This is a genomic window from Empedobacter sp. GD03739, from assembly GCF_029843245.1.
GTDB classification, from domain to species: Bacteria; Bacteroidota; Bacteroidia; order Flavobacteriales; family Weeksellaceae; genus Empedobacter; species Empedobacter falsenii_B.
In genome coordinates, this window is the sequence record NZ_JAOCHX010000027.1 from 21,664 (window position 1) to 48,628 (window position 26,965).

The 26,965-nt window shown below is 30.8% G+C and carries 27 protein-coding genes; 14 read left to right on the forward strand and 13 right to left on the reverse strand.

The window, feature by feature from the left end; translation table 11 throughout:
• Positions 1–2: 2 nt before the first annotated feature.
• The 6 genes from N5E64_RS10100 to udk form a co-directional block, all read right to left on the reverse strand.
• Positions 3–1,802, reverse strand: a complete 1,800-nt coding sequence (locus tag N5E64_RS10100) for an ABC transporter ATP-binding protein (protein ID WP_115001141.1) — start codon at positions 1,800–1,802, stop codon at positions 3–5.
• Positions 1,803–1,805: 3 nt separating this feature from the next.
• Positions 1,806–3,983: an FUSC family membrane protein gene (locus N5E64_RS10105; protein WP_280037431.1), complete on the reverse strand. Its 2,178-nt coding sequence runs from the start codon at positions 3,981–3,983 to the stop codon at positions 1,806–1,808.
• Between the two features lie 62 nt (positions 3,984–4,045).
• A complete protein-coding gene (locus N5E64_RS10110) occupies positions 4,046–5,212 on the reverse strand; it encodes an RsmD family RNA methyltransferase (protein WP_280037433.1) in 1,167 nt (388 codons plus the stop codon).
• A gap of 127 nt (positions 5,213–5,339) precedes the next feature.
• Entirely contained in the window at positions 5,340–6,614 is a 1,275-nt protein-coding gene (locus N5E64_RS10115; RefSeq protein ID WP_280037435.1) for a methylmalonyl-CoA mutase family protein, read from the reverse strand.
• Positions 6,607–6,996 carry a septum formation initiator family protein gene (locus tag N5E64_RS10120; protein ID WP_280037436.1) on the reverse strand — a complete coding sequence of 130 codons (390 nt, stop codon included), beginning with the start codon at positions 6,994–6,996 and terminating at the stop codon, positions 6,607–6,609. The genes N5E64_RS10115 and N5E64_RS10120 overlap by 8 nt, the downstream gene beginning before the upstream one ends.
• Complete coding sequence (gene udk, locus N5E64_RS10125) at positions 6,996–7,664, reverse strand: uridine kinase (protein WP_260392473.1); 669 nt, start codon at positions 7,662–7,664, stop codon at positions 6,996–6,998. Before udk ends, N5E64_RS10120 begins: the two co-directional genes overlap by 1 nt.
• Positions 7,665–8,000: 336 nt before the next feature.
• On the opposite strand from udk, the gene N5E64_RS10130 reads away from it, so the two are divergent.
• Entirely contained in the window at positions 8,001–8,603 is a 603-nt protein-coding gene (locus N5E64_RS10130; protein WP_115001131.1) for a DUF4126 domain-containing protein, read from the forward strand.
• A gap of 79 nt (positions 8,604–8,682) precedes the next feature.
• Here N5E64_RS10130 and N5E64_RS10135 read toward each other — a convergent pair whose 3' ends face one another.
• Positions 8,683–9,459, reverse strand: a complete 777-nt coding sequence (locus N5E64_RS10135) for a DeoR/GlpR family DNA-binding transcription regulator (protein ID WP_115002099.1) — start codon at positions 9,457–9,459, stop codon at positions 8,683–8,685.
• Between the two features lie 133 nt (positions 9,460–9,592).
• On the opposite strand from N5E64_RS10135, the gene N5E64_RS10140 reads away from it, so the two are divergent.
• The 8 genes from N5E64_RS10140 to N5E64_RS10175 all read left to right on the forward strand — a co-directional run bounded on the left by N5E64_RS10140 (position 9,593) and on the right by N5E64_RS10175 (position 16,307).
• Positions 9,593–11,152, forward strand: coding sequence for a glycerol-3-phosphate dehydrogenase/oxidase (locus N5E64_RS10140; protein WP_115001130.1), 1,560 nt, complete (start codon positions 9,593–9,595; stop codon positions 11,150–11,152).
• Positions 11,153–11,180: 28 nt separating this feature from the next.
• On the forward strand, positions 11,181–12,683 hold the full coding sequence (gene glpK, locus N5E64_RS10145; RefSeq protein ID WP_115001128.1) for a glycerol kinase GlpK: 1,503 nt from the start codon (positions 11,181–11,183) through the stop codon (positions 12,681–12,683).
• Between the two features lie 12 nt (positions 12,684–12,695).
• The gene (locus tag N5E64_RS10150; RefSeq protein WP_115001127.1) at positions 12,696–13,436 is read left to right on the forward strand and encodes an MIP/aquaporin family protein; all 741 of its coding nucleotides are present in this window, start codon (positions 12,696–12,698) and stop codon (positions 13,434–13,436) included.
• Between the two features lie 29 nt (positions 13,437–13,465).
• Positions 13,466–14,299 carry a hypothetical protein gene (locus tag N5E64_RS10155; protein WP_115001125.1) on the forward strand — a complete coding sequence of 278 codons (834 nt, stop codon included), beginning with the start codon at positions 13,466–13,468 and terminating at the stop codon, positions 14,297–14,299.
• Positions 14,300–14,450: 151 nt separating this feature from the next.
• Positions 14,451–14,633 carry a hypothetical protein gene (locus N5E64_RS10160; RefSeq protein WP_125349247.1) on the forward strand — a complete coding sequence of 61 codons (183 nt, stop codon included), beginning with the start codon at positions 14,451–14,453 and terminating at the stop codon, positions 14,631–14,633.
• Entirely contained in the window at positions 14,593–15,171 is a 579-nt protein-coding gene (locus tag N5E64_RS10165) for a hypothetical protein (RefSeq protein WP_125349248.1), read from the forward strand. The genes N5E64_RS10160 and N5E64_RS10165 overlap by 41 nt, the downstream gene beginning before the upstream one ends.
• A 47-nt stretch (positions 15,172–15,218) precedes the next feature.
• Positions 15,219–16,064: an aldo/keto reductase gene (locus tag N5E64_RS10170; protein ID WP_115001120.1), complete on the forward strand. Its 846-nt coding sequence runs from the start codon at positions 15,219–15,221 to the stop codon at positions 16,062–16,064.
• A 3-nt stretch (positions 16,065–16,067) separates the two neighbouring features.
• Positions 16,068–16,307: a hypothetical protein gene (locus tag N5E64_RS10175; RefSeq protein ID WP_115001118.1), complete on the forward strand. Its 240-nt coding sequence runs from the start codon at positions 16,068–16,070 to the stop codon at positions 16,305–16,307.
• Positions 16,308–16,466: 159 nt separating this feature from the next.
• Here the strand turns inward: N5E64_RS10175 and N5E64_RS10180 are convergent, their stop codons facing one another.
• The 6 genes from N5E64_RS10180 to N5E64_RS10205 form a co-directional block, all read right to left on the reverse strand.
• Positions 16,467–17,330 carry an acyl-CoA thioesterase II gene (locus tag N5E64_RS10180; protein ID WP_115001117.1) on the reverse strand — a complete coding sequence of 288 codons (864 nt, stop codon included), beginning with the start codon at positions 17,328–17,330 and terminating at the stop codon, positions 16,467–16,469.
• Positions 17,331–17,341: 11 nt separating this feature from the next.
• A complete protein-coding gene (locus N5E64_RS10185; protein ID WP_115001115.1) occupies positions 17,342–18,307 on the reverse strand; it encodes a nitronate monooxygenase family protein in 966 nt (321 codons plus the stop codon).
• A 322-nt stretch (positions 18,308–18,629) separates the two neighbouring features.
• Entirely contained in the window at positions 18,630–19,226 is a 597-nt protein-coding gene (locus N5E64_RS10190) for a sigma-70 family RNA polymerase sigma factor (RefSeq protein ID WP_280037446.1), read from the reverse strand.
• Between the two features lie 218 nt (positions 19,227–19,444).
• The gene (gene gap / locus N5E64_RS10195) at positions 19,445–20,449 is read right to left on the reverse strand and encodes a type I glyceraldehyde-3-phosphate dehydrogenase (RefSeq protein WP_038336349.1); all 1,005 of its coding nucleotides are present in this window, start codon (positions 20,447–20,449) and stop codon (positions 19,445–19,447) included.
• A gap of 31 nt (positions 20,450–20,480) precedes the next feature.
• Positions 20,481–21,464, reverse strand: a complete 984-nt coding sequence (gene pfkA / locus N5E64_RS10200) for a 6-phosphofructokinase (protein WP_260391944.1) — start codon at positions 21,462–21,464, stop codon at positions 20,481–20,483.
• A 72-nt stretch (positions 21,465–21,536) separates the two neighbouring features.
• A complete protein-coding gene (locus N5E64_RS10205; protein ID WP_280037447.1) occupies positions 21,537–22,190 on the reverse strand; it encodes a DUF4294 domain-containing protein in 654 nt (217 codons plus the stop codon).
• A 61-nt stretch (positions 22,191–22,251) separates the two neighbouring features.
• On the opposite strand from N5E64_RS10205, the gene N5E64_RS10210 reads away from it, so the two are divergent.
• The 5 genes from N5E64_RS10210 to N5E64_RS10230 all read left to right on the forward strand — a co-directional run.
• Entirely contained in the window at positions 22,252–23,343 is a 1,092-nt protein-coding gene (locus tag N5E64_RS10210; RefSeq protein ID WP_219034484.1) for a M42 family metallopeptidase, read from the forward strand.
• 317 nt (positions 23,344–23,660) lie between these two features.
• Positions 23,661–24,077, forward strand: a complete 417-nt coding sequence (locus N5E64_RS10215; protein ID WP_115001108.1) for an OsmC family protein — start codon at positions 23,661–23,663, stop codon at positions 24,075–24,077.
• A 240-nt stretch (positions 24,078–24,317) separates the two neighbouring features.
• The gene (locus N5E64_RS10220) at positions 24,318–25,106 is read left to right on the forward strand and encodes a hypothetical protein (RefSeq protein ID WP_280037449.1); all 789 of its coding nucleotides are present in this window, start codon (positions 24,318–24,320) and stop codon (positions 25,104–25,106) included.
• Between the two features lie 70 nt (positions 25,107–25,176).
• Positions 25,177–25,956, forward strand: a complete 780-nt coding sequence (locus tag N5E64_RS10225; protein WP_280037450.1) for a hypothetical protein — start codon at positions 25,177–25,179, stop codon at positions 25,954–25,956.
• Between the two features lie 6 nt (positions 25,957–25,962).
• A partial coding sequence (locus tag N5E64_RS10230) for a T9SS type B sorting domain-containing protein (protein WP_280037452.1) occupies positions 25,963–26,965 on the forward strand: 1,003 nt, incomplete at its 3' end.

Below are 26,965 nucleotides of genomic sequence, written 5' to 3' on the forward strand. Positions count from 1 at the left end.
TGCTAATAATTTTCTTCTTCTTCATCGTCAAAAGTTTTGGCAATTTTTTCAATGTTTAAGCTTTTTGCCATCGCATCAAAAATCTCTTTATAAGTGCCGTTCATTTTGTAGACATCTTCATGAATCCCGTGTTCTACAACTTCGCCTTGTTTCATCACGTATGTATAATCGGCATCGATAATTTGAGAAATACTATGCGAAATAATGATAACTGTTCGATCTTTTTTGATGGCATCCAAACTATTTTTAATCTGTTCTGTCGCAATTGCATCCAAACTTGCAGTAGGTTCGTCTAGAAAAATAATTGGTGGATTTTTGAGAAACATACGTGCTATGGCGATGCGTTGTTGTTGACCGCCAGATAACAATAAGGCTTTGGATTGATAACCTTCTGGCAAGTCCATAATTTGTTCATGAATATAAGCGCGTTTTGCAGCATCTTCTATTTCTCCGAAAGTTGCGTTTACATTTCCATAACGAATATTTTCTTCAATTGTTCCATTAAAAATGTGATTTTTTTGTAAAACCAACCCAATATTATCACGTAAAAATTGCGTGTCATATTCTTCTAAATCAATTCCATCAAGTAGAATTTTTCCAGAATCAGGTTGATAAAATTTATCTAACAAATTAATCACTGTACTTTTTCCAGCACCAGACAAACCAACTAAAGCAGTAATTTTATTGGGTTGAATTGTCATGTTGATATTTTTCAAGGCTTTGTAACCATTTGGATAAGAAAAGTCAACATTTTGGATTTCGAATTTTCCTTTTAGATTTGTTGGAAGATAATTCCCAGATGATTCTTTTTCATTGTCTGCTTTCAAAATTCCAAAGAAACTTTCGGAATAAATCATAGCATCATTCATTTCATCGTAAATACGATGCAGTTGACGAATAGGCGCAGAAACGTTGTTAAACAACAAAATATGAAACATAATTGCACCAATTGTCATTTGTCCGTCAAGAACCAAATACGAAGTTAAAATAATGATAATCACTACGCCAAACTGCTCGATAAAAGATTTTAAACCATCAAAAAAGAAGCTTGTTTTGCGTGTTTGCATTTGATTATTCGTCAATTCTTTTTGCAAATCAAGTTGTTTTTTACCTTCTATATCTTCTCGGTTAAATGATTTAATTACTGTAATTGAATCAATTATGCTGATAATTCCTTGTGATTTTTGTTCACGATAACCTCTTAAGTTTCGTCGCCAACCACTCAGCTTTTTCGCTTGCTGTTGCGTGATAATGAAATAAATCGGAACGATACAAAGTCCAACCAATCCAACATAAAAATTAGCATTGAACATTAAAATTAAAGCAACAATTGAATTGGCAAAAAGTGGAAGAATATCGATAAAAAAGTTTTGAACTAAACGTGTCAAACTTTCAATTCCTCTGTCAATACGGGTTTGAAGTTTTCCTGCTTGATTATCTTGATTTGTATAAAATGCCATTCGGTACGTCAAAATCTTTTCGATAATGGTTTGTGCTAAATCTTGTGAAACTAAGATTCTAAGCTTTTCACCATAATATTTTTGACCAAATGTGATAAAAGCATTCAAGATTTCTTTTGTCATCAAAACAATTGAAATAAACGAAATGATTTTCAGACCTTCTTTTAATCCTTTTCCAGCTTCAACCAAACCATTTATAGAATCTACGGTATATTGTAAAATAAGGGCATTTACTTGTGAAGTAAAAGATCCAACTAAGGTTAGGAGCAAAGTTGCGACAACCAAAGAACGATAAGGTTTTACAAATGGACGTAGATTTTTAAACAGCTGGATGATTGTCATTTTTTATTCTTTTAACGGTTGTTCTTTCACAAAAACGTGACCAACTTTTGTGAAATCGTAAGCAATCTCGTATAAATACTCTAATAGATCTTCAATCAGTTCAGAATCATTTTGCAAAGCCTCTGTTTCAATTTCCGTATAAACAACAGTTTTTTCTCTAAACTCTATTGTTTTTGGTAAATTTTCTGTTTCATATTCACCGTAAAGCCGAATGTTTTGTAACAATAATTGCAAAATTTTCTTCATCAATCGAATATGTTCTGAAGTTAAAATAACGGAATTGTTTTTCTTTAAAATTTTAACTAAACCAACTGAATATGAGACAAATGATTGATTGAAAATGGTGAATTTATTCAGTACGTTAGCATTTTCTTGTTTTCCTTTCGGTTCAGAAATTACACGCTGAAAAACTGAATTAATATTTGCCATTGCAATAAAAACATCTTTTCTAGCTAATTTATAATCTGTTGTAGAAACTTCGTTGTCGGCTAATTTTTTAAAAACCAAATAGATAAACTCATAATTTGCAATCAATGCTTTTTGAATATATTCGTTCATATTATTTTTTTCCCAAGTTGGTAAAATCAAATAACTCGAAATAAACGCCATAAATCCTCCAACAAGTGTATCAATAAAACGTTCTTGAATAATATACAATGAATCTTTTTGCGAATAAAAACTAAACGAAATAAGAATATACGCGGTTAAGTAAAATGTACCAATTGCATATTTGTGACGAATAAAAGTGTAGGCCATTAACATGAAAATAAGCATTAAAGCAAATCGGATACTGTGTTGAGGAATTATCAATAATATTAAAACCCCAACTAATCCACCGCCAATTGTTCCTTTCAAACGCTGAAAGTTTCGTTTTTTTGTTACACTAAAACCAGGTTTTAAGATTACTAGAACTGTCATCAAAATCCAGTAACTATGATAAGTCATCGGAATAATAAATGTGACGCCATAAGCTAATAACATTACAATTGATGCACGAATTGCATGTCTAAAAATTGAAGATTTTAGATTCAGATGATCTTTTAATTTTCGTAAAGAATAATCAACTGTAGGTTCAAAATGTTCGGCATGATCCAGCGGATTTTTCTTTTTTTCTGTGAACGAATCATCATAAAAAAACTTATGAATAAACTCTATTTTATAAACAATTTGCTTTAGATTGATATAAATTTTAGATAAAACGATTGGTTTTTGTCCTTCTGCATATAATTCTTTGATGGCATCATCAATCTTTTTCAACTCAACTTCAAAGTCAAAAGTAGGTTGTTTAGGACGTTTGTTCGAGTTAATATGATAAGCAATCATTTTAAGCTCATGCGCTAATTTATTCATTAAATTATAGATTTTGCGCATAGCTTTTGTATCACCGTAAACTTCTCGAATTTTTACATAATCGTATTGAGTCGCGGTAATATTCTCGAAAATATCGATTAAGTCAGAGAAAATAAATACAATCGAACGCCCAATTGGAGTCTGGTCTTTTACCAATTTTTTATTCGAAAAAACTAATTCACGAACTAAACTTTGTTTTTCATTAATTACAACATGTTCATCGATTAATTTTTTGATAATATCATCATAATTTGAGTCTTTATCAAACATAGAAGCCTTGATTCGAATGTATTCAGAAATATGAATCATTGTATCAGCTAAGTTTTGCTGCGCCATACGATAAGGACGAAAAGTGCTAATAGCTAGACTAAAAATAGTGTACCAAGCTGCTCCAGCCGTCACAAAAAGCGCAATATGAAGAGGGCTTAACTCATGTCGTAAATCATTCATATTCATTACCATTGACATCATAATGACCATTCCAAGCGCACTCGTACGTTGTCCCCAAACGGTTAACATATTAGAAAAGAAAACGATAATTGTTAAACAAATACCTAGAAATATTGGGTAACTATTAATCGTTTTGGTGAAATACGAAACAAAGAAAATCAAGAGCACGGAAAGCCACATCAGGTTTCGGCGTTCTTTAAATGGACCAGGTGTATCCGTCATGTGTGCTAAAACTGCACCAAGACTTATCGTTACACCGGCATATAAATCGCCAAACAAGCTGGCTACGATAGGCGGAATGATAATCGCTAAAGAAGTTTTTAAGCCATCTGAAAGCGCTTCTCCGTAGATAAAGTTTTCAATTTTATTGATGATTTTCAATTGTAATTTTTTAAGGTTGAAAATTGTTGTATAAAATTAACACAACTTTTTTCGAAACCCAACTAAACTCGTGAAGTTTTTAGAATATGAAAACCATCAATGCTTTGTGTAAAAATTAAAGTTGTTGTGCCGCCATCAATAATTTTGAATTTTTTCTTGATAACATCTATTGGCTGATTGTAATTTTTGACTAATAAATTCGCTTTTGTTTTTAGAATTTCTTTTTTTGGATTTTTAATTTCTTCTTCAATTAAGTAAATTTTTCCAGGAAAATTTTCTAAAAGTTCATTCGAAGTATACAAATGAGTATTCTGATGAAGTTTATGAAGATTGAATTTTTCGCTCAATAATTTGAAAGCACCAGTTTTTAGAATCGCAACATTTGGTTCGTAAATATAATGTTGAATTTCTTCAAAACTTGCATTTGCACTATATTCTTCTTCAAAATGGAAAGAAAATTCGGGTTGATTATTTTCTAAATTAACAGCTTTTATCAAAGGATTTTTTGTCGAAGAATTTTTATCTAAAATGATTAGAAAATCTTTCACTTCATTTTTTAATGCAACAATGTGTATTTCAAAAATTGAATCAATTTGTTGTAGGGTAGAAGTGATGTCTAATAAAGGCGAAAGCTTGATGATAATTTTCTCTGTTTTTTCGGAAAAAGTTGGAATCCATTCTAAAATATTTGGCTCTAAATCTTCCAAAATAAATTTTCTTCCGCTCGAATTTCTTCTTGCTGGATCGAGATAAATAACATCAAATTTTAATGTAGGATTTTCTTCAAAAAAAGACTGAAAAGTTCCTGTATAGGTTTCTAAATTTGGCGCTAAAATTTTAGCATTATGTTGTACAATCTCACTCAATTCAGGATTTTGTTCGATGTGATATACTTTGTCAAAATTCTTTGCAAAAGCCATGGTATCAATTCCAAAACCTGCGGTTAAATCAATCAAATTTTTTCCTTTAACTAAAGTTGATTTATAATTTGCTGTGGCTTCTGAACTTGCTTGTTCCAAATTAATTGAAGGCGGAAAATAAATATTTTCTGTCGAATAAAGTGTTGGAAATTTATGTTTTGAAACTTGAATCCCTTTCAATTGTTGTGCAATTTCAGCAGAAGAAATTTCTTCAAACAACGATTTTTTCAAACCTATAGATTTGATGTCTTCATGTTCGATTATTTTCAGATAATCTTGAAATTCTTTTGTTAAAATAGTTGGATTCAAAATGTTATTTTTTGACGTAAAATATTATTTTATTAAACACAAAACTTCAGTATCCATCACAGCTACTGAAGTTTCGATTATATTATTAAGTTCTTTTAATGAAATTGGCATCCAATTCATGCAAAAACTATTTTTTTTCCTCTTTTTCTGCCAAACGAGTTGGAACAATTGGAACAAAAAGTGCTTGTTTTACCACTTTTTCTTTTGGCGATTTCTCAATCACATCCGCAGGATTTCTAAATTTGTTAACACCAATTAATTTAATAGTTTGCTCATCAAAATCTTTTTGCTCTTTTTTCGCGCTTGTGTAAACAAAATCTTGAATAGTTTCATTTTGTAAAGCTTTTACAAAACCGCCTACATTTTGTATCGTTTTGAACAATTCTAACGCATTTTCAGCCATTTGATTTGTCAAACTTTCGATGTAGAAAGAACCAGCAGCAGGATCAGCAAATTGATTCAAATAAGATTCTTTTTGCAACAATAATTGTTGTTTTGCGGCTAATTCTAACCCAAAATCAGACTCTTTATTTACTTCATCATATGATCCAACAAAAACAGCATCGCTTGAACCGAAAATAGCCGAAGAAGCTTCTATTGTAGAGCGAATAACGTTGTTGTAAATATCTAATTTAGATTTATTGCGATCTGATGTTGAAGTGAAAATAAATGCTTCACTTTCTTTGTTATATTGCTCCAAAATCATTTTCCATAAAAAGCGGAATGCTCTTAATTTTGCAACTTCGAAGAAATAATTACTTCCAACAGCGAATTTAAAATAGATTTTGTCCGCAATATCAGCTCCAAAATTTTCTAAATATTCTACAGCATGCGCAAGTGTTATCGCGATTTGTTGAACATGATTTGCACCAGCATTTTGATAAACATCTCCTTGAATTGAAATTACTTTTTCGAAATTTTTCAACGCTAAAGATTCTTTCACAACTTCTTTTGATGCTTTTTCTGAATCATTTTGCCAAAGTCCATTCTGAGCCAAATATCCATAAATATCTAAATCTAAATATTTCAGATTTGGAAGATTTTCAAGCGATTTTAAATCAGAAGTTCCATTATATTTAATAAATAAATCTAGATAATTAGGAAGTTCTAACGATGAATCAATTTGATTTTGATTAATCAAATATCCATACAAAAAGCTGTAATCTTGGTTTTTATTTCCAGTATATTTCGAAATAATTTTCCAATCTTTTGAGGATTTTGGTAAAGGTTGTACAGCCGAATAATCGACATCATCCTTTGTATATAATGGTTTTACATTTATTTGATCGTTCGTTCCCCAAACTAAAGTTTCATTATATTCTAAACCTTTTAGCTCGACTTGAACTTTATTTTTCCATTCTTTTTCAGAAATAGAATCAAAATTTTCAAATAACTTACTCATTTTCTTTATTTTGTGGCTTCGTAACTTTTTCTTGCTGAATGATAAAAATATCTTCATCATCTTTTTTCAAGAAATGCTTTTCTCTTGCAATCCTTTCAATTTCAGCAGGATTACTATTTAGTTGATTTAATTTTTCAGACTCAGTATCCAAGTGTTCTTGGTAATATTGTTGATCAACTTCTAATAATTTGATTTGTTTATCCAACTCGCGATGTACGAAAAAAGAATTTTGATCGAAAAAAATCATCCAAACAGCAAACGCAACCGTTAGAACAAAGTAACGATTCCAAACAAATTTGAATACACGTGTATCCTTAATTTTTCTTTTCGGTACTTCTGGTGTAAGTTCTTCGTCAAAGATTTCTTCCGATTTTTCTTTCATTATACAGTAGTTTTCGAGTTGAGTTTTTCTTTAATTACAGTTGATAAAACTTTGATTGCGACAGAATTTTTCTTTTTCATATTCGGAATAATAATGTCTGCATAGTTTTTAGATGGTTCTATAAATTGCTGATGCATAGGTTTTAACGTTTTTTGGTAACGCGTTAAAACTTCATCCAAATCGCGCCCACGTTCTTGGATATCACGACGTACACGACGAATTAAACGCTCATCAGAATCTGCATGAACAAAGATTTTTACATCAAATAAATCGCGTAAATCTGGGTCAGTCAATACCAAAATTCCTTCTACAATAATAACCGATTGTGGATGGGTTAAAATCGTTTCTTCCTTGCGACTATGCGTAATAAACGAATAGACAGGTTGTTCTATTGATACGCCATTTTTCAATAAAGCGACATGTTCTTTTAGTAATTCGAAATCAATTGATCTTGGGTGATCAAAATTGATCTTAGAACGTTCATCAAAAGATAATTCAGGATGATCTTTATAATAATTATCTTGAGAAATAACGATAACGCTTTCCGCGTTAAGATCTCTTAAAATATTATTTACAACAGTTGTTTTTCCCGAACCTGTTCCTCCTGCAATTCCTATTACTAGCATTTTTGTTTTATTATTTTTTTTAATTTCGTTTGATGTTTCCATTGCAAGAGTTCTCGTAAAATTTCCTTAAAGATAAAATTTTCCTATCAGAAATTAAAATAAAAAGAAATCGATTCTTGCAAAATTTTAAATGTTGTCGTGAAGAAGTTTTGGTTGATTGATTTTGAGAAAAGAAATAATTATCGATGCATTTAAAAAATGATTGATTTATTATTCGATTATTTAGATGTAACTCAAACATTTAGGTTTATTTATACAAAAAAAGTACTTTGCAGTACTTGGTTTCTCTTAATCGGATGCAAAGGAAAGAAAAAAATGATAATTATTAAGTATTTTTTTTGTAAATTTAAGTAATCAAAACTGTTAAAAACATAAAAAATGAACGAATTATTATCAACAAATTTTCTCTTACCAATACTCATAGGTATTGGTTTAGTAGCTGCAACTGGTTTTAGAATATTCTTACCACTTTTCATTGTAAGTTTATTAACCGATTCAGGAAGTATTGATTTAAATATTTCTGATAATTGGAGTTGGATTGGAACTGATACAACGATGATGATTTTAGGATTATTAGCCGCTGTAGAAATAGTAGTATATTATATTCCTATTTTAGATAATTTTTTAGATAAATTATCTGTGCTCTTAGCTGCAATTGCAGGGATATTTATTTTTAAAATTGTATTACCAGAGGTGATTAATGAATACCTTTCTTGGGTATTAGCTATAGTTATTGGAGGAGGAGTTTCTTTCTTTATTTCTGCAACTATGACAGCAGCAAGAGATGTATCAACAATAACTACAAGAGGAGAAGGGAATTTTGTAATTAGTACAGTAGAAACACTTTGTTCTGTAATTTTGATATTTATGTCAATTTATTTACCTGTGCTTTGTTTCTTCTTTGTATTATTTATATTGTACAGTTGTTATTATGCTTACAGTCATGTAAGTAAAAGAAAAAACAATATATTATTGCATTAAAATTAAAATAATAATAAAAAAACCTTGATAACAATTGTTATCAAGGTTTTTTTATTAAAAGAAACAAAAAGAAATATTATTAAACAATAGTTAATTTTACTCCAAGTTTATCAATATCTTCTTTTGCTTTTTCTGTAATTCTAGAGTCAGTTATAATATGGTCAATTTCATTAAGATTACATATTTTACCAAAACCTTTTTTTCCGAATTTACTATAATCAGTTAATACAATTGTTTTTTGAGAAGCTTTTATCATAAGATGATTTAAATTGGCTTCGAGTAAATTAGAGGTTGTTAATCCGTAATCTGTATCAATACCATCAATTCCAAGAAATAATTTAGAAAAAGAAAGTTTTTTCAATGTATCTTCAGCATAAGGTCCAACAACAGATGTAGAGTTTGGTCGAACAACACCACCTAATTGTATTACTTCAATATTAGCTTTACCACTAAGAGCTAATGCAACGTTCATTGCAGAAGTTACAACTGTTAACTTTCCATTTGTTACGTTTATAGCCTGAGCAAATTGTAAAACAGTTGTTCCCGAAGCTATTAAAATTGCATCATTTGGTTCAATTAAAGATGCAGCAAATTTTGCTATATCTCTCTTTTGTTCAACATTTAATAAGCTTTTTTCGTTTACATTTATATCTTGTGTATAGGGATTGTTTTTATATATTAAACCATGAGCTTTGTATATTAAGTTCATGTTTTCTAATGTTTTAATGTCTTTTCTGATTGTGACAATAGATATATCAAGTTTTTTTGCTAAATCAGATATTTTAACGACTTCATTTTTCTCTAATTGATCTAAAATATAATTATGTCTTTGCGCCATTGTTTCAAATTCTATCATCATTTATGTTTTAAAATCTACTCAAATTTAATAAAGTTTTTACATATAATTATTTCTTTTTACATTAAAAATAGTTTTTATTTATTTCTTATTTGTTTTTTTTTATTATTTTTGATTTCGAAATGTTTTTATTATGAAAAGAAGCTCTTTATTAAAACAAATAGCATCAACAAAAGATTGGGATGTTATAATAATCGGTGGAGGAGCCACTGGTCTTGGATGTGCAATGGATGCTGCTACTAGAGGATATAAGACTTTATTAGTTGAACAAGCTGATTTTGCAAAAGGGACTTCAAGTAAAGCAACTAAGCTTTTACATGGAGGGGTTCGATATATGGCACAAGGTGATATTGGTTTAGTAAAAGAGGCTTGTCATGAAAGAGGTCTATTATTAAAAAATGCACCTCATCTTACAAGAAATACTTCTTTTGTAATTCCTAATTACTCGTATTTTGATAATATTATGTATACGGTTGGTTTAAAGTTTTATGATTTTTTAGCTGGGAAATTAAGTTTAGGAAAATCAAGATACGTTAATTCAAAAAATACATTGAAATTACTTTCTACAGTAAAACCTAATGGTTTAAAAGGAGGAGTAGTGTATCAAGATGGTCAATTTGATGATTCAAGATTAGCCCTAAATATAGCTCAGACAGCTATAGAAAATGGTGCTTGTGTTTTAAATTATACAAAAGTTGTAGGTCTTTTAAAAGATTCGAAAGGAAAACTTTCTGGAGTAAAAATAAAAACAGAAGATACGGAAGAAGTATATGAATTAAATGCTAAAGCAGTTATTAATGCAACAGGAGTTTATGCTGATAATATTTTGCAATTTGATAAACCTAATTCACCTCATCTAGTAAGACCAAGTCAGGGTGTTCATATAACAATTGACAAAAAATTCTTGCCAGGTGAAAATGCTTTAATGATTCCTAAAACTAGTGATGGTCGTGTATTATTTGCTGTACCATGGTATGATAAATTAATTCTAGGAACAACTGATACGCTTAGAGATCATGCAGAATTAGAACCACGAGCTTTAGATGAAGAAATTAATTTTATCTTAACTACAGCTCAACAATATTTAGTAGGAAAACCGACTAAAGATGATGTGCAAGCTATTTTTGCTGGTTTACGTCCTTTAGCTGCACCACAAGGTGAAGGGAAAAACACTAAAGAGATTTCTCGTAGTCATAAAATCTTAGTTTCTGATAGTGGATTAGTAACAATTATAGGTGGGAAATGGACAACATTTAGAAGAATGGGACAAGATACAATTGATAAAATTATTCAATTGAATAAAGTTCCTTCAGTAAGTTGTAAAACTGAGCAATTAAAAATACATGGATATGAAGAAAATGTCAACTTTGAAAAAGATTTACATTTTTATGGTTCTGATAGATCAGAGATATTGAAATTGGAAAAAGAAAACCCTCAGTATGCTGAAAAATTATTGCCAAAATATGATTACACATATGCTTGTGTTGTTTTTGCTGTAAGAAATGAATTAGCATATAAATTAGAAGATGTTTTAGCTCGTAGACTTCGACTTTTATTATTAGATGCAAAAGGAGCAGTTGAAGTTTCTCATAAAGTAGCAACAATTATGGCTCAAGAGTTAGGTAAAGATGAACAATGGATTCAAAAAGAAGTAAATGAATTTGCTCAATTAGCAAAAATATATCAATTATAAGAAGAAAAAAAAATAAAAACCACAAAAAATGGAAACACACGAAAAATTTATTCTTGCATTAGATCAAGGTACAACTAGTTCGAGAGCTATTATTTATAATCATGATGGAGAAATTGTAGCGATATCTCAAAAAGATTTTCAGCAAATATTTCCCCAGCCAGGTTGGGTAGAACATGATCCAAATGAAATTTGGTATACACAATCTTCAGTAGCTGCTGAATCTGTAGCTAAATCAGATTTAAATGGAACTAATATCGCAGCTATAGGTATTACAAATCAAAGGGAAACAACTATAGTATGGGATAGGGAAACAGGAGATCCTATTTATAATGCAATTGTTTGGCAAGATAGAAGAACATCAAAATACTGTGACTCATTAAAAGAAAAAGGGTATAAAGATATTATACAAGAAAAGACAGGTCTTGTTATTGATTCATATTTTTGTGCTACAAAGATTAAATGGGTTTTAGATAATGTTGATGGAGCAAGAGAAAAAGCAGAACAAGGGAAATTATGTTTTGGAACTGTAGATAGTTGGCTTGTATGGAAATTTACTAGAGGAAAAATGCATATTACGGATGTTTCTAATGCTTCAAGAACACTTCTTTATAACATTAATACAATGGAGTGGGATGATGAATTGTTAAATTTATTTGATATTCCCAAATCTATGCTACCTGAAGTAAAGAGTAGTAGTGAAATTTATGGAACAACATCAACAACGTTATTTTCAACTAAAATTCCAATTTCTGGTATTGCTGGAGATCAACAAGCTGCATTATTTGGACAAATGTGTGTGGAGGAAGGAATGGCTAAAAATACATACGGAACAGGTTGTTTTTTATTAATGAATATTGGTGAAAAACCAGTTTTTTCAAAAAATAATTTATTAACGACAGTTGCTTGGCAAATAGACGGTAAAACAACTTATGCATTAGAAGGTTCTGTTTTTGTAGGAGGAGCTGTTATTCAGTGGTTGAGAGATGGTCTTAAAATAATTTCATCTGCACCAGAAAGTGAAAGATTATCTGCATCTGTGGAAGATAATGGTGGTGTTTATTTTGTACCAGCTCTTACAGGTCTTGGTGCTCCTTACTGGGATCAATATGCGAGAGGTGCAATTTTTGGAATTACTCGTGGTACGACACAGGCTCATATTGCCAAAGCAGCTATCCAAGGAATTGCATTTCAGGTTGATGATTTAATTAAGAGTATGAAATCTGATGTTGAAGGGGAAATAAAAGAATTAAGAGTAGATGGCGGAGCTTGTGCGAATAATGTATTAATGCAATTTCAAGCTGATTTGATTGAAAATGAAGTTATTCGTCCTAAAGTTTTGGAAACTACATCTCTTGGTGCTGCATATTTAGCAGGTTTAGCTGTTGGATATTGGAAAAATATTGATGAGATAAAAGTTCAATGGAAGCAGGATAGAGTTTTTAAACCAGAGATGAATTCAGATAAAAGAGCTGACTTATTGAAATTCTGGAATAAGGCTGTAAAAAGAACTCAAAATTGGATTGAAGATTAAATCAATTGAATTATGAATGAATTTTCAGCTGAATTAATAGGAACTGCTGTCCTAATACTTTTAGGTGGTGGTGTTTGTTCAAACGTTGCTTTGAAAAAGACAATTGGTCATGGTTCTGGTTGGATTGTTATTACAACAGGTTGGGCTTTGGCTGTTTTTGCAGGAGTTGTAATTGCAGGTCCTGTGAGTGGTGCTCATTTAAATCCTGCAGTTTCTGTAGGTTTAGCATTAGCAAATAAATTTGAATGGTCTAAAGTACCATTATTTATTCTTGCTCAGTTATTAGGAGCGATGATAGGAGCATTTTTAAATTGGGCAATGTATAAAGATCATTTTGATGCTTCTTCAGATGATCCAAGTTCTCAATTAGGTGTTTTTTCTACAGGGGCAGCAATTCCAAATAATTTTAGAAATGTCCTTTCTGAAATTTTGGGAACATTTGTATTGGTTTTTTGTGTATTTTATTTTTCTGATGCTAAAGGTACTTCGGGTACAGAAGAAGTGAAATTAGGATTAGGATCAGTTGGTGCTTTACCAGTAGCTTTCGTTGTTTGGTCTATTGGATTATCTTTAGGAGGAACAACTGGTTATGCAATTAATCCTGCTCGTGATTTTGGGCCGAGGATTATGCATTCTCTTTTACCAATGAAAGGTAAAGGTTCAAGTAATTGGGGATATGCATGGATTCCAATTTTAGGACCAATTTTAGGAGCTGTTTTTGCAGCGTTATTATTTAACTTTTTGTCTAGTTAATATAATTATTCATTTCAAAACCACACAACATGAATAAAATAACTTCACTAAAAAATATATTACTAACTTTTGTTTTTTTAACTCCAGTTAGTATTTTTTCTCAGTCATATGATGTTGCAGATCTTAAAATAAATGAGGATGAAAAAAGCAAGGTGTCTTTAAATGAAGAATTTCAGCAAGAATTATCTCCATTTTATTTACATGGTCAATTAAAAACAATGCATTTATGGAGAGGTTTAGCTGTTACAAATTCTACCGTTTTTGCTATAGATGCAGGAGTTGGTACGGCAGATGGTAAATTAAAAGCAGGAGTTTGGGGAGGATACGGAACAACTGGAGAATATAGAGAATTTGATTATTATGTAACTTATTCTCCAGTGAAAAATTTAACTTTTGCTCTTTGGGATATTTATAATTATTCCACTAATGCTACATGGAATAATAAAGATTTTTTTGAATATAATGGAGATAAAACAGGTCACTTTTTAGATCTTTCTGTGTCATATACAATTTCTGATAAAATTCCATTAAATTTATATTGGTCTACTGTGATTCATGGTAGAGATAGAGGAATTGAAAATGAGAAAAATCTTTATTCTTCTTATGTACAAGCCTCTTATCCTGTGGTGAAAAGTAAATTAGTTAATTTAGATTTGTATGCTGCTGGAGCATTTGCTTTATCACCTGAAAAAGAAGATAAAGGAAAAAACTTTTATGGACCTAAATCAGGTTTAGCAAACGTAGGTTTTATTATTGGTAAAACACTTAATTTTGGTAGATATCAATTACCTATAACTGCTACAGCTTCTTGGAGTCCAATTAATGACTCTGGCAATATTCAACTTGCGTTTAATATTTTTTAATATTTTTTATTTAATTATAAAAGGGACTATTTATTAGTCCCTTTTTTTATTTATTTTCCTGAAAAAAAAGAAAGTTAAATAACTATAATACATAATTGTATAAATTTGAAATACAAATAATTAAAACTTTATGAAAAAACAATTATTAATTATGATTGCTAGTCTAATTGTGGACATAGCAATTGCACAGGTTGGTATTAATACTTCAACACCTCAGAAAACATTTCATGTAAATGGTAGTTTACAAGTTACTAATGAATTGAATGTTGGTGGTAATGCTACAAGTCAAGGTAGTGCAGGTACTTACATCAAATGGTGTTTCAAATTCACCTGAATGGAAAACAATTGCTGTAGCAACTAATTTAACTGGTGATATTAAGTATAGCCTTATTACTAGTGACCATAATGGTTGGGTTAAATTGGACGGACGTTCAGTAAGTAGTTTAATGTCTACTCAGCAAGCACAAGCTAGTGTTTTAGGTTTTTCTACTAATTTACCTGATGCAACAAATGCTTATTTAGTACAGAATAATACAACGCTTGGAGGATTGTCAAATTCTAATACTAAAACTCTTACTAGAGGTCAGCTTCCAAATGTTACTTTATCTGCATCAGCTTCTACAAATGTTGCAGGGTCACATAATCATAATTATACAGATAGGGGAAATACATCTTATGAGATGACAAGAAATGGTAATTTAACAAATATTGCAGATGATACTTCAGGTACTTATCAAACATCAAATGCAGGAGATCATAGTCATACAGTTTCTGCTACAACAGAATCTATTAACGGGGGAGTAACACAACAGTCTTTAGATGTTAGACCTTTAAGTATGAGTGTTAATACTTATTTATATTTAGGTCTCTAGTTTTTTAAGAGATTTATTTATTGTAAATTCATTCGTAAATTCAAATTATGATTGATATAGACACAAAAATAAAATTATATAATGGTCTTCATTTACCAATTTTAGGATTGGGTGTTTATAAAACGAATGAAGGTGATGAGGTTATAACTGCTATTCATTCAGCTTTAGATGAAGGTTATCGTCTTATAGATACAGCATCTTATTACAATAATGAAATAGGAGTTGGTAAAGCAATTAATTCTTACAAAATCAATCGTTCAGAATTATTTATTACTACAAAAGTTTGGATAGATGATATGGGATATGATAAAACAATTAATGCTTTTCATCAATCACTTAAAAACCTGAATTTAGATTATATTGATTTGTATTTAATTCATTGGCCAGTCGCTGATAAATTAATTGAATCTTGGAAAGCTTTAGAATTTTTATATGAAGAAGGTTTAGTAAAATCTATTGGAGTTTCTAACTGTTTGCAACATCATTTAGAAATAATTCAGAAGAATTGCGTTTATAAACCGATGGTTGTTCAGAATGAATTTCATCCAAGGTTGATTCAACAAGAATTGGTTAATTATTGTAAAGATCATCAAATTGCTTACCAAGCTTGGGCTCCATTGATGAGAGGGAGATTGTTAGAAAATGAAATACTAAAAAGTTTAGCTAAAAAATATAATAAGTCTGTTGCTCAAATTATTTTAAGATGGGATCTACAAAAAGGGATAGCTACAATTCCAAAAAGTGTAAATCCAGAACGAATAAAAGAAAATTCTTTATTGTTTGACTTTGAACTTTCTTTGGATGATATTCATAAAATTGATTCATTGAATTCAAACGAAAGAACAGGTGCTGATCCAAATAATTTTTTAGATTACTTTGCAAATAAGAAATAATTGATGAAACAAATAACTTATTCAATTGTTTCTAGAGGAGAAATATTAATTAATTATTCTAATCAGACCGTTAATGTTTTTATACGAGTTTCAGGAGAATTAGTCTTTCATCCACCAGTATTTTATGCTGATTTATTAATTTTTAAAAAACGTTCTGTATTATCAGAAAATATAAATCAAGAGATTATTGATTTTATTATGCAAGATAGTATAAGTAAAGGAACAAAAATTATTTTTGATTGACTTTGCGTTAGGAGGTGAAGCGGTATCCTTTTCTAATTGGATGTATTTTTATTTCAGTTAAATTATCAATTAGAAAAGATATTGAGGAAAACCCGCTCGAACGCCTAAATAAATATAAAACCTCATAATAGTATATTATGAGGTTTTTTTTTGATGTATTTATTTTGTTTTTGGTCGAATTAAACCTTCTTGAGCAACACTACAAATTAGCTCACCTGATCTGTTAAATAGTTCTCCTTTTGTAAACCCTCTTGTATCCATTGTACTTGGGCAATCTACGCTCACTAAAATCCAATCTTGTAAATTTGGAGTTCTGTGAAACCAAATGGAGTGATCTAAACTTGCCATTTGAGTGTTACCAAAATGAGCCTTAGAAGCATGAGGTTTTAACGCTGTAGATAATAAATTATAATCAGAGCTGTAAGCGATTAACTGATGAACAACTTGCAAGGGTAAGTTTTCTGGCGCATCATTAAAATTCATCCAAACATTGCTATAACTTTCATAATCTTTTTTTTCTGCAAGGTTTAATGTTTCGACAGGTTTAAAATCTATTGGTCTATCGGCCATTATAAATTGCTTAGTAGCTTTTGGTAAAAAATCTCCGAACATTTCTGCAATTTGTCTCCAGCTGATTAATTCTTCTGGTTGTTTTACATCTGGAATTTCTTCTTGATGCTCGTAACCTTCTTGCTTTAATTGAAAAGAACATGCCATTACAAAAATAGCTTCGTTATTTTGTTTTGCTGTTACTACTCTTGTACTGAAACTTCCTCCATCTCTTAAAATAGCAACTTCATAATAGATTGGTTCGTCTAATTGACCAGCTAAAATGAAATATGAATGTAATGAATGACAAAATCTGTCTGTGTCTACTGTTTGGTATGCAGCATTTAATGCTTGTGCTACAACTTGTCCTCCAAAAACATGAGGACTTCCCATAAAAGAACTTTTTCCTTCGAATAGATTATTTTCTAACTTTTTTAGAGAAATTAATTCGATGAGTTCTTGTGTTGTTTTCATTTTATGTTAGATTAAAATTTTAATTTGTTTAAGCGTTGGACATTCTTTTCTAAGGCAGTTTTATATTCATTTTTCATTCTAGTTATTAATTCCTTTACTGTAGGAACATCATGTATACCAGAAACGCCATGACCGGCAGACCAAATATCTTTCCAAGCTTTTTGGTCATCATGATCTGTTAGTTTAGAAAAATCCTCTTCTTTTTTATCTTCGATATTAATGTCGGAATGTTTGATACTTTGTTTTAAGAAATTAGCATTAACACCAGAAACACCGTCAGTGTAAATAATATCCTCAAATGAGGAATTTACTATCATATCTTTGTATTTATTATCTGCAGCTGCTTCTTTTGTAGCTATAAAACGAGTTCCTATGTATGCAAAATCTGCTCCCATTGTTTCTGCAGCTAATATATCATTTCCATTATTCAATGAACCAGCAAGAATTAAGCAGCCGTTATAAAATGTTCTAATATCATCGATTAAAGCAAATGGATTAGCAGTTCCTGCATGTCCGCCTGCGCCACCAGCTACAGCAATAATTCCATCCACACCAGCTTCTACAGCTTTTTCAGCATGACGTTTTTTTATAACATCATGAAAGACTATTCCTCCATAGCTGTGTACAGTGTCTACTAATTCTTTTACTGCTCCTAAAGATGTTATGATTAATGGAACTTTATACTTTACACATAAAGCTAAATCAGTTTCAATTCTTGGATTGGTTCTATTTACAATTAAATTTACTCCAAAAGGTGCTGCTTTTTTTCCAGTTTCTTTTTCGAATTGTTCTAACTGAGTTGTGATGTCAATTAGCATTTGTTCAAAATCTTCTGGTTTTCTACCATTTAATGAAGGAAATGTTCCACAAACACCATTTTTACAAGATTCTATAACTAATTCTGTTCGAGAAACAAGAAACATAGGTGAAGTGATTAAAGGTAAATCTAAACTATTTTTAAATTCTTGTAGGGTCATACTAAAATTTTTTTGATGTGGTATAGGATGCAATATAGTTATAAATTGAGTTATGATTTTCAGAAAAGATTAATTTATTTGCATAAAAAAATCCTGAAATGTTTAATATTTTCAGGATTTTTTATTTGATAAAAGCAGTGTTCGATTAATTTAAATTTAGGATTATTATTTCCTTCACGTTATTTAATTTCAATGCTGAAATTGATTTTGAAAACATTAATAATTTTTCAATCGTTGATTGTTTTGGTTCAAATTTTTCTGAGTAAAATTCAATCATAAAAACTTATTTACTTTAAAAACGTTAAATAGATAAGTTTATTTTTTAATCGATTGTTAAAATAATGTTATTATTTTCGATGACTTTTCTCAAGTTGATAATAGCATAGCGCATTCTTCCCAATGCAGTATTAATACTGACATTTGTTTCTTCCGCAATTTCTTTGAAACTTAATTCTTTAAAAATTCTTAATTCTAAAACTTCTCTTTGATCACTTGGTAATAAAGTAACCAGGTATCTTAAATCATTTTCGATTTGATTTTTTATGATTTTGGATTCAGAACATTCATCAGAGTTTCCAATAAAATCGAAAATATTATATTCGTCATCATATTTACCTATAGTTTCTCTAACAGCAGGCATTTTCTTAATATTTCGAAAATAATCAATAGTTAAATTATGCGCAATACGCATTAGCCAAGGTAAAAATTTTCCTTCTTCATTATATCCGCCACTTTTTAGTGTAAGAATAACTTTTATGAAAGTATCTTGGAAAATATCTTCAGTGATATCTTTGTCTAAAACTTTTGAGAAAATGAAACTATAGATTCTACTTTTATACTTCTCAATTAAAATTTCTAAAGCATATTCATTACCATCAACATAGTCTTTGATTAGTAATGAGTCTTCTTCGTAATTCATAAGGTAGATAATTTGGTTTAGTAAGTAGATTTTTTATCTATAGGCTTCTTGTTTTTTTTATAAGTGATTCAAATATAATCAAAGTTTGAATCAAAACAAGTGAATTAACATAAAAAGTCTTAAAAAAAAATAAAATTTTCTTAAAATTTTAGAAGTCTAAACCAAAAAAGGCCATTCACTTATTGAGAACAGCCTTTTTGTTAATTATTAATTAAGAATTAAATCTTTGCGATGTGTTGAACTAAATCAACTACTTTGTTAGAGTAACCAATTTCGTTATCATACCAAGCAACTAACTTAACGAAAGTAGGGTTTAGCATGATACCAGCTTCTGCATCGAAAATAGATGTTCTTGTATCACCTACGAAATCTTGAGAAACAACAGCATCTTCTGTGTATCCTACAATTCCTTTCAAATCTCCTTCAGCAGCTTCGCGCATTACTTTTTTGATTTCGTCGTAGTTTGTTTCTTTTGCTAATTTAACTGTTAAATCAACTACAGAGACATCAACAGTTGGTACACGGAAAGACATTCCTGTTAATTTTCCGTTCAATTCTGGAATTACTTTTCCAACTGCTTTCGCAGCTCCAGTAGATGAAGGAATGATGTTTACCATTGCACTACGTCCACCTCTCCAATCTTTCATTGATGGTCCGTCAACTGTTTTTTGAGTTGCAGTAGTTGCGTGAACTGTTGTCATTAAAGCTTCCACAATTCCGAAATTTTCGTGAATTACTTTTGCTAATGGTGCTAAACAGTTTGTTGTACAAGAAGCATTAGAAACGATAGTGTCTTCTGCTGTTACAGATTCGTGGTTAACACCCATTACAAACATAGGGGTATCATCTTTAGAAGGACCTGTTAAAACAACTTTTTTTGCTCCAGCTTCAATGTGTTTTCCTGCAGTTTCTTTTGTTAAGAATAAACCTGTTGCTTCGATTACGATATCAGCTCCAACTTCGTCCCATTTCAAGTTCGCTGGGTCTCTTTCAGCTGTAACGCGAATTGTTTGTCCATTAACAATTAAGTTTCCGTTTTCTACTTTAACTTCTCCGTTAAATTTTCCGTGAACTGAATCATACTTTAGCATATAAGCTAAATAATCAACGTCTACTAAATCGTTAATACCTACGATTTCAATATCGTTTCTCTCAATAGCAACCCCGAAAACAAGGCTACCAATTCTTCCGAATCCGTTGATTCCAATTTTAATTTTTGACATAGTATATATAATTTCCCTTTATATTAAATGTTTAAATCGCTAAAATATTAGCTACTTTGATCAACTCTTCGTCAATCTCATTGTGTTTTTTGATGGCTTCATCAATGGCTGTAAATACAACTTTATTAGAACGAATACCAGCCATAAGATTTGTTTTACCTTCTAGTAAACCTTCGACAGCAGCAATTCCTAAACGACTTGCTAAAACACGATCGTGACAAGATGGAGAACCACCACGTTGTATGTGTCCTAAAACTGTTACACGAATATCATATTCTGGATGACGATTTTGTACTTGTTTTGCTAATTCAAAAACTCCACCTAACTTTTCACCTTCTGCAACTACAACTATACTTGATTTTTTTCCAGATTTTTCTGAACGTTCTAAAGAAGAACATAATTCTTCGACGCTATCACGTTGTTCTGGAATCAAAATATCCTGTGCACCCGAAGCAATTCCACTATTTAAAGCAATAAAACCTGCATCGCGTCCCATTACTTCCACAAAAAATACACGATCATGTGATGTAGCAGTATCTCTTAATTTATCAATTGCATCAATTACAGTATTCAAAGCTGTATCGTATCCAATTGTAAAATCTGTACCGAAAATATCATTGTCAATTGTTCCTGGAATTCCAATAAATGGAACACCAAACTCTTGATGAAATATATTTGCTCCTGTAAAAGAACCATCTCCACCAATTACAACTAAAGCATCAATGTTATTTTGTTTTAGATGATTATATGCTTTTTGACGACCTTCTGTAGTTTTGAATTCTAAAGAACGAGCAGTTTTAAGAATTGTACCACCTTGATTGATAATATTTTTCACTGAACGAGGTCCAAGTTCAATCATATCATTGTTAATCAAACCTTCATAACCTTGACGGATTCCTACTGATTTGATATCGTAGTACTTACATGCTCTTACAACGGCACGTAAGGCCGCATTCATTCCAGGCGCATCACCTCCAGAGGTTAATACACCAATTCTTTTTATATTGTTTCCCACGTTTTTTCCTTTATTAAATCAAATATAATAAAAAATCAGAATATTATTATAATTGGTAGTATGAAAGATAAATTAATCTTCGTCGACAGGTTTTAACGTTCCGTCTGCAAAATCTCGTTGAAGAATAACCGCAATATACAAATCTTCTCGTGTTCGCTTCGGATCATAAGTTTGTTTCAGATCAATATTAAATGCGCCACTTGCTGCTTGATAAAGAAAAGCATTCAATCCGCCGCGTAATTCTTTTATAATATCATATGTTGTTTTATCGGTTTCTTTGTAGATTAATTTAGTAAGAATTTGTCCACGAGAACTAGACATATTTTTTAATTGATTTTCAAATTGATCAGCCAAATCCTTTTGACGAGATTTAATAAAACGTTTTTTGTCTCGTCTTTTATCCATAGTTTGAATCGTATCCGATACATAATTATATTCTCTAACAGCAGTTCTCACATAAGGCCAAACATCGCGAACGCGCTTTCTTAGCCATAAATAATATTTTTTTTCTAAATCAGTTTTTAAATGAACCGAATAACTATTCATTTCATTAAGATGTATTGTGTCTAAAGGATTAAACGCAAATTCATCTAAATTAATTGAATCATTTTTAATTTCTTGAGAAGGATTTTTTCCCCCTAAATCTAACCCAAAAATTTGAGCATTAACATTAGATAATCCAACAAAAGTAAGTAGTAAAGTTATATGATAGATATAAAATTTCATATCAGAATTAGTTCAAAAATTGTTCCTAAAATTAGTACATTTGTTAGATAAATAAACTAAAATGAGTACAAATAATTTGTTTGATCAACAATCTTTGGATTTTTTGACAAAATATTTAAATACAGCTTCACCTACAGGTTTTGAAAGTGAAGGACAAAAAGTTTGGATGGATTATATCAAACCATATGTAGATGAAGTAAAAACAGATAATTACGGTTCTGCTTATGGTGTAATAAATCCTGAAGCGAAGTATAAAGTTGTGATTGAAGCCCATGCTGATGAGATTTCTTGGTTTGTGAATTATATTTCTGATGATGGATTGATTTATGTGATTCGTAACGGAGGATCAGATCATATGATAGCACCTTCTAAAGTGGTTAATATTCATACCAAAAAAGGAATTGTAAAAGGAGTTTTTGGTTGGCCAGCAATTCATTTGCGTCAAGCAGGAAAAGATGAAGCGCCAACTCCAGATAAAATTTGGATTGATACAGGTTGTACATCAAAAGAAGAAGTTCTTGAACTTGGAATTCACGTTGGTTGTGTGATTACTTATCCTGATGAATTTTTTACGTTGAATGACCGTTATTTTGTTTGTCGTGCGATAGACAATAGAATGGGAGGATTTATGATTGCTGAGGTTGCGCGTAAATTGGCTGAAAATAAAGATCAATTAGATTTTGGTTTATACGTTGTAAATGCGGTTCAGGAAGAAGTAGGATTGCGTGGTGCGGAAATGATTACACAAACAATTAAACCAAATGTTGCAATTATTACGGACGTTACACACGATACTACAACTCCAATGATTACAAAATCGAAAGAAGGTGAGCAAAAATGTGGTGATGGTCCAGTTGTTTATTATGCGCCAGCGGTGCAAAATAATGTGCGCGAATTAATTATTGATGCAGCTGAGAAAAACAATATTCCTTTTCAGCGTGCGGCAAGTTCTCGTGTAACAGGAACGGATACAGATGCTTTTGCATATAGTAATGGAGGTGTTCCGTCTGCTTTAATTTCGTTGCCTTTGCGTTATATGCACACAACTGTAGAAATGGTTCATCAAGCTGATGTAAAAAATGTCATCGAGTTGATTTACGAATCAGTAAAAACAATTAAAAACGAACAAAGTTTTAAATATCATACCGTTTAAATTATAAAGTGATAAAAAAATATAAAGGCTGTCTCACGACAGCCTTTGTTGCTATTTTGTGTTTCGATCTACTTCAAAAATTCCCAAAACATTGTTATTTGTATCTAAAAAAAATATCCTTGCCAAGACATTCCAGGAATAGCAAATTTAGGCATGCTATTATTCCTCCGTTTTCAAGTATTTTTTGAGCAGTTTCATCAAAATTTTCTATAATTGAATTTAAATTTAGCTAAAATTTATTCAGAAAATCATTATTCAATCAAATATTAGAATAAATCTTTAGAGAATGATTATTTTTATACTTTAAAAGAAATAAGATGAAAGTTGAATTAAATAGAGTAAATCAGGCTTCTCACTATGAAGCGACTGCGTCAAGTTCTTCGGTAAAAGTAAATATTGATGGACCTGAATCGATTGGAGGAGAAGGAAAAGGAGTTCGCCCAATGGAGTTGGTTTTGATTGCTTTGGGAAGTTGTAGTGTTTTTGATTTGAATGAAATTTTGAAAAAACAACGTCAAGAAATTGAAGATATTAAAGTTGAGGTTGAAGGTCAGCGTCGAGATGAAATTCCAAATATTTTTACAAATATTCACATCAAATTTTTCTTAAAAGGAAATGTTGATTTAGATAAAGCAAATAAGGCTGCTGAATTAGCGGTTAAGAAGTATTGTAGTGTACATGATATGCTTGCAAATGGAGGAATTGATATCACCTACGAGATAAATGTAAATTAAGTAGCTGTGATATTCCAACAAAAAACCGGGCTTTTAAGCCCGGTTTTTTGTTGGAATAAAAGTTAAAAAATTAACATTATGATAATGTATTTCTAAATTTTATGTTAGAAAAGAACGATAGTTTTGTGAAATTACTAAAGACAAATACTATTGAAAGGAATTTTATTTTTTATCACACTTTTTTTCTTTTTTATACAGCATGCTGCTGCTCAAACATGGTCTAATGTATCTTTTACTGTGGTGGAAAGACGTTGTCCAACTGTACCAACAGGATCAGAAATATATATATCCCAAATATATGATCATAAAACAGGTTCTTTTGGGGTTATACAAATATATAACCCAACAGATAGAGTGATTAATCTTAATAATTATACATATCGTAGAAGAGGAGATTATAATCCAAGTCCTCCAAAACCATGGACTACAAATATTGCTTTAACAGGTTTATTGCAACCTTATAGTATTTATTTAATAGGTGTTGGTGTAACATCTACATCTCCAATTATTTGTAATAATCCTAATTATGATTTAATATTAAATGGTTCTCACGGAATTAATGATGATGATCAAATTCAATTATTAAAAAATGGAGTTGTAATAGATGAGTTAAGAGTAGATAAAACAGGAACAAGTATGATTAGAAGGCCTACAGCAATTGCACCTAAGTCAGTTTATACAGCAAGCGATTGGTATACAGGGGAACCTAATTGTGTTACAGTTGGTACACCTCCTTTATTAGATATATTGAAAGTAGAGAGAAATATTATTCTACCAGATTATTCATTGTGCAAGCTACCAGCTCGAATCAAATTAACATTAGGAGGTGGTTCTGGAGTTTACCAGATTAGTAATGATAATGGAGTAACTTATAAACCCTTTATAAATCCATGGTGGACTGATATAAGTACAAGTGGAGATAATACACTTTTTATTCAAGATAAAAAAAATACAGGATGTTATATAAAATTTAAATTTGATGTTGTACAAAATCCACTACCTAAAATAGCACCAATAGAAATGAATTAATTAAATAGAAAATCATAAAAAAATGAATAAAAATTTTACTCTTAAATGCATTACTTTATTTGCTTTCACCTTGTTAGGTTTTAAAGCACAAGCTCAATATTATACTGATGGATCAACACAAGCTGATGGTACACCACTTGTAGCTACAAAATCTCTGACAGTTGACACTCAAGGGCCAAATGGAGCTTCTCCGGATGGTACGGCAGGTTCATGGTACAGATGGAATCCTAATGCAGGAACTACCACCACAGCAACTTTTACAGCAGGAAATGATCCAGATGGATCAGGATTAAACGATTCAAATCAAGCTACAATTACATGGAATGCTGTATGGCCAACAGCTCCGTCAGGAGTACCAACTCCGGCTGAAATTGCAGCTTTGATAAAAGATTATAAAATTACAGCAGAAGAGTTTAATAGTTGTCAACCTTCGATTTCTACGGAAGACTCTAAAACAGATATTAATGTAAAATTAGTTAAACCTGATGTTTTATTCATTGATGCAGATAGCGACGATGTTTGTAGTACTGCTAAGGCTAATATTACTTTATATGGTACGCCTGGGGCTATTGTTAATTTTGAGGTTACAAACGGAAATGTTACAGTTACATCTGTAGTCACTAATACTTCAGCTACTTTAGATTCTGATGGTAAGATAGATATAGAGATTACTCCAAATGGAACAGTTGATGTTGTTTTTGTTATAAATAATGTTACTTATACAGCTACACAACCGGCACCACTTAGTACAAAAGTCACATTCACGAATTCTACAATTACAAATGCTGCAGGAAAAACTGTAACAATTAAATTAAGCGCTGGTCCGGTGATCTCTCCAATTGAATTCTAATATAAATTGATTTATAATTACAAAACATATCAATTCAAAAAAATAGGCTTAATAGGCTTACTGCTTCTTTTGGGATGTAGTCTATTAGGTCAGCAAAAACTATGTTTTGCTTCAAAACATCAGTATGGTGTAGATTTGAACGAAAACTCTGGCAACGGAACTACTGGTTCTACTTATGTTTGGAAAGTTTTAGAAAGTAATTTTTCTGGAAGTTATATCCCAATTACAACATCAGGAAATCAAGTCGAAATCGATTGGAAGAATACACCTTTAGGTGTTTATACTTTGCAAGTTACGGAAACCAACAGTTGTGGTTCTTCTACGCAAAAATTACAAGTTACGATTACCGAAGCTACACAAATTGATTTAGCACCAATTTATTATTTCTGTCCAGATTTTAATTCGATGACCATTATAGCTCCGAGTGGTTTTGATGAATACAATTGGTTTGATGAACATCATAACTTAGTTTATACATCTACTTCTTCAACTTTTGTTGTAAATAAGGCTGGTAAATATCGTTTGGAAGCTAAAATTGGAAGTTGTGTTTCGATTGCTGAAACTGAAGTTCAGTTAATAGAATTTCCATCAATTTTGGTAAATACTGATTTAGATAATTCAATGATTATTGTTGCAAGTGGAGGAAATACTTCTGTTCAATATCAATTAGAAGATGAGAGAGGTAAAATCATTTATCCTTGGCAAGGTTCTAATACGTTTAAAAACGTAGTTGCAGGCAAATATATTATTCGAGTTAAGTCTAAAAATGGAGAATGTTTGACAGAAATTCCTGCTGAAGCAATGGTGATTACAAATGTGATTACGCCAAATAATGATGGAATAAATGACAATTGGGATTTGAGTAAATTGTTACATGCTTATCCAAATGCGTTAGTCGAAATTTACGATCGTTTTGGTAAAAAAGTGAAAATAATTACAAAAGCAGAGAATTTCATTTGGGACGGAAAAATAGCTGGAAAACCAGTTTCAACAGATAATTATTGGTATG

Bases quoted from the DNA above. Each gene is read 5' to 3' on its own strand.
- N5E64_RS10100 (WP_115001141.1), bottom strand. From the start codon at position 1,802: ATGACAATCATCCAGCTGTTTAAAAATCTACGTCCATTTGTAAAACCT.
- N5E64_RS10115 (WP_280037435.1), bottom strand. From the start codon at position 6,614: ATGAGTAAGTTATTTGAAAATTTTGATTCTATTTCTGAAAAAGAATGG.
- N5E64_RS10120 (WP_280037436.1), bottom strand. From the start codon at position 6,996: ATGAAAGAAAAATCGGAAGAAATCTTTGACGAAGAACTTACACCAGAA.
- udk (WP_260392473.1), bottom strand. From the start codon at position 7,664: ATGGAAACATCAAACGAAATTAAAAAAAATAATAAAACAAAAATGCTA.
- N5E64_RS10130 (WP_115001131.1), top strand. From the start codon at position 8,001: ATGAACGAATTATTATCAACAAATTTTCTCTTACCAATACTCATAGGT.
- N5E64_RS10135 (WP_115002099.1), bottom strand. From the start codon at position 9,459: ATGATAGAATTTGAAACAATGGCGCAAAGACATAATTATATTTTAGAT.
- N5E64_RS10140 (WP_115001130.1), top strand. From the start codon at position 9,593: ATGAAAAGAAGCTCTTTATTAAAACAAATAGCATCAACAAAAGATTGG.
- glpK (WP_115001128.1), top strand. From the start codon at position 11,181: ATGGAAACACACGAAAAATTTATTCTTGCATTAGATCAAGGTACAACT.
- N5E64_RS10150 (WP_115001127.1), top strand. From the start codon at position 12,696: ATGAATGAATTTTCAGCTGAATTAATAGGAACTGCTGTCCTAATACTT.
- N5E64_RS10155 (WP_115001125.1), top strand. From the start codon at position 13,466: ATGAATAAAATAACTTCACTAAAAAATATATTACTAACTTTTGTTTTT.
- N5E64_RS10160 (WP_125349247.1), top strand. From the start codon at position 14,451: ATGATTGCTAGTCTAATTGTGGACATAGCAATTGCACAGGTTGGTATT.
- N5E64_RS10170 (WP_115001120.1), top strand. From the start codon at position 15,219: ATGATTGATATAGACACAAAAATAAAATTATATAATGGTCTTCATTTA.
- N5E64_RS10175 (WP_115001118.1), top strand. From the start codon at position 16,068: ATGAAACAAATAACTTATTCAATTGTTTCTAGAGGAGAAATATTAATT.
- N5E64_RS10180 (WP_115001117.1), bottom strand. From the start codon at position 17,330: ATGAAAACAACACAAGAACTCATCGAATTAATTTCTCTAAAAAAGTTA.
- N5E64_RS10185 (WP_115001115.1), bottom strand. From the start codon at position 18,307: ATGACCCTACAAGAATTTAAAAATAGTTTAGATTTACCTTTAATCACT.
- N5E64_RS10190 (WP_280037446.1), bottom strand. From the start codon at position 19,226: ATGAATTACGAAGAAGACTCATTACTAATCAAAGACTATGTTGATGGT.
- gap (WP_038336349.1), bottom strand. From the start codon at position 20,449: ATGTCAAAAATTAAAATTGGAATCAACGGATTCGGAAGAATTGGTAGC.
- N5E64_RS10205 (WP_280037447.1), bottom strand. From the start codon at position 22,190: ATGAAATTTTATATCTATCATATAACTTTACTACTTACTTTTGTTGGA.
- N5E64_RS10210 (WP_219034484.1), top strand. From the start codon at position 22,252: ATGAGTACAAATAATTTGTTTGATCAACAATCTTTGGATTTTTTGACA.
- N5E64_RS10215 (WP_115001108.1), top strand. From the start codon at position 23,661: ATGAAAGTTGAATTAAATAGAGTAAATCAGGCTTCTCACTATGAAGCG.